The sequence below is a fragment of the Alcanivorax sp. HI0083 genome, assembly GCF_001635175.1.
On sequence record NZ_LWFX01001377.1, the window covers coordinates 1 to 2,761 of the forward strand.

General features: G+C 57.9%; 3 protein-coding genes. 1 reads left to right on the forward strand and 2 read right to left on the reverse strand.

Annotation, left to right across the window (positions count from 1 at the left end; all coding sequences use genetic code 11):
* The coding region (locus A3754_RS28010; RefSeq protein ID WP_063521212.1) for a choice-of-anchor I family protein at positions 1 to 1,404 on the forward strand (1,404 nt) is incomplete at its 5' end.
* Between the two features lie 120 nt (positions 1,405 to 1,524).
* Here the strand turns inward: A3754_RS28010 and A3754_RS20830 are convergent.
* Positions 1,525 to 1,839 (reverse strand): DUF1244 domain-containing protein, encoded by a 315-nt coding sequence (locus A3754_RS20830; protein WP_063521213.1) that lies wholly within the window; start codon positions 1,837 to 1,839, stop codon positions 1,525 to 1,527.
* Between the two features lie 197 nt (positions 1,840 to 2,036).
* A partial coding sequence (locus A3754_RS20835) for an ATP-binding cassette domain-containing protein (protein ID WP_156497126.1) occupies positions 2,037 to 2,761 on the reverse strand: 725 nt, incomplete at its 5' end.

A 2,761-nucleotide genomic window follows, 5' to 3' on the forward strand; every position in this document is an offset into this window, starting at 1 on the left:
GATTACCAGACGGACCCGGACGGCTCCATCAGCATTGTGGATTTCAGTGATCCGGCCAACCCGGTCGTGATCACGGCGGGCTTTGACGCTTTTGATGCCGCCACCCTGCGAGACAGGGGCGTGCGAATTTATGGTCCCAATGCCTCCGTGTCCCAAGACCTGGAGCCGGAATACATTGCCATTTCGGCGGACAGCCAGACGGCTTGGGTGACCCTGCAGGAAAACAACGCCCTGGCCAAGGTCGACATCCTCGCCGGAGAGGTCACGGATATTCTGCCGCTAGGCGAGATTGATCGTGGTGTGGTTGCCATGGATTTCAGCGATGAAGACGGGGGGGTTATCAATATCACCACCCACGCCGGCGTGATGGGCCTGTATCTGCCCGATGCCATTCATGCCTACCAGGCCAATGGCGCTACCTATCTGGTCACCGCTAACGAGGGGGACGCCCGCGCTTGGGGGGAAGATAACGAGGGTTACTGGAATGAAGATCTTAAGGTTAACAGCACCGAATGTGGTGATGCCTCTCTTGGCTTTGTAGAGGAACTCCGCGTCAAGCATCTGGTTCATGCCGATGGCTTTGAGCGTCGTTGCGGCGATGACATGCCGCCACAACTGCTGGCGCTGGCGGAAGGGGCCCTGCTGGACCCGGATGTATTTGGCTATTGCGGGGCCGCCGCCGGAGACCCAGGGGATTGCCGTGACGATGAGTTGCTGGGTCGCCTGAATATCACCTGGGTGCAGGGCTACAAGACCGACGACAATGGCAAGCCGCTGCTGTTCAACGACGCGGGCGACCAGGATGACGACGGTAACCGCCTTATGTATGACACCCTGTACAGCTATGGTGGCCGATCTTTCTCCATCTGGGATGAGGATGGCAAGCAGGTATTCGACAGTGGTGACATGATCGAACAGTTCCTTGCCAGTGATGGTTGCTGGCTGGGCCAGAATCGGGATGTGGCCTGCCGGGATTTCTTCAATGCCGGGCATGATGAAATCAATGCCATGGATAGCCGCAGTGATGCCAAGGGGCCAGAGCCGGAAGGGCTGACCATCGGTGCCATCGGCAACAAGACTTTCCTGTTCCTGGGGCTGGAGCGCATGGGTGGCGTGTTGGTCTATGACATCACCGATCCGGCGGCACCGATCTATCGGGACTATTTCAACAGCCGCAACTACTGGGGCGGCGGTGTAGATAGTGAAGATATCGAAGACCTGATCGATGATGGCCTGATCGCGGAAAGCCAGATTGGTACCATCGCGGGCGATCTGGGACCGGAAGGGCTGGTGTTTATTCCGGCAGCGGATTCTCCCAGCGGTGAGGCGTTGTTGGTGGTGGGCCATGAAGTCAGCGGCACTACCGCTGTCTATCAGGTCGAGAGCGTGTTCAGCGAAGAATAACAAGACATCCATGTCCAGCTGGCGGCCTGCGGGCCGCCTCTCTTGTTATGCCGGCGCCGCATTACGAGTGAAAATAGGCACCGTGGTCGCGCTTGGTGAGCTTGCGCAAATCGTTGCGTTTCAGTCTTGTTGCCGGGCCTTCTGCCTGGCCTCAAAAGCGGCTAACTGTTCCGGGGACGCGGGCGTCTGGAAACGGGCTTTCCAGTCGGCGAACGGCATGCCATATACCCACTCCCGCGCGGCCTCGTAATCCAGCGCTACCTGGCGCTCTTCAGCGGCGGCCACCAACCATTTCGACAGGCAGTTACGGCAGAAATCCGCCAGGATCATCAGGTCGATATTCTGCACATCCTTGTGTTCATCCAGATGCTGAAGCAGCCGGCGAAACGCGGCGGCTTCCATCTCGGTACGGGTGCTCTGATCGATGTCGGTCATGGGGTTATCCTTGTGCTCGTCACCAGATTCGAAGCCGCTGTAAGAGTTCCCTTCCAGGGGACGAATCCGGCGTTGTTAATATTCGAAATCGTTAAGGCTGGCCTGTGTGCTGAATAGTAATGGGCCTTTTAATCGCCTGTCGGCGATGGTCGCGCTGCGCGCGATGCGTCCCCTGGAAGGGAACGCCTACAGCAACATCAGCCGTCCACATCAATACTGCGCAGGTAATCATCGTAGTTGCCGGTGAAGTCGCGAACGCCTTCGGGGGTGATTTCCAGAATGCGGGTGGCCAGGGAGCTGACGAATTCCCGGTCGTGGCTGACAAAGAACAATGTGCCAGCATAGTTCTCCAGCGCCAGGTTCAGCGCTTCGATGGATTCCATGTCCAGGTGGTTGGTGGGTTCGTCCAGCAACAGCACATTGGGTTTGGTCAGGGTCAGCTTGCCAAACAGCATGCGGCCCTGTTCGCCACCGGAAATCACCTTCACGGATTTCAGCACTTCGTCATTGGAAAACAACATGCGACCCAACGCTGCGCGCACCGCCTGTTCGCCATCGCTGGTCCACTGGGCCATCCAGTCGAACAGGATCATGTCCTGTTCAAAGTCGTGGCTGTGATCCTGGGCGAAGTAACCCAGCTCGGCGGCTTCTGCCCATTTCACCGTGCCATTGTCGGCAGCCAGATCACCGGCCAGGCAGCGTAACAGGGTGGTTTTGCCAATGCCGTTGGGTCCGATAATGGCGACCCGTTCGCCAGCTTCTACTTGCAGGCTCAGGTCCTGGAACAGAGTCAGATCATGGTAATGCTTGCCCAGCCCTTCCAGTGTTACCGCCTGGCGGTGCAGTTTCTTGGTCTGCTCAAAACGAATATAAGGGCTGATCCGGCTGGAGGGTTTCACCTCTTCCAGCTGGATTTTGTCGA

Bases quoted from the DNA above. Each gene is read 5' to 3' on its own strand.
- A3754_RS20830 (WP_063521213.1), bottom strand. From the start codon at position 1,839: ATGACCGACATCGATCAGAGCACCCGTACCGAGATGGAAGCCGCCGCG.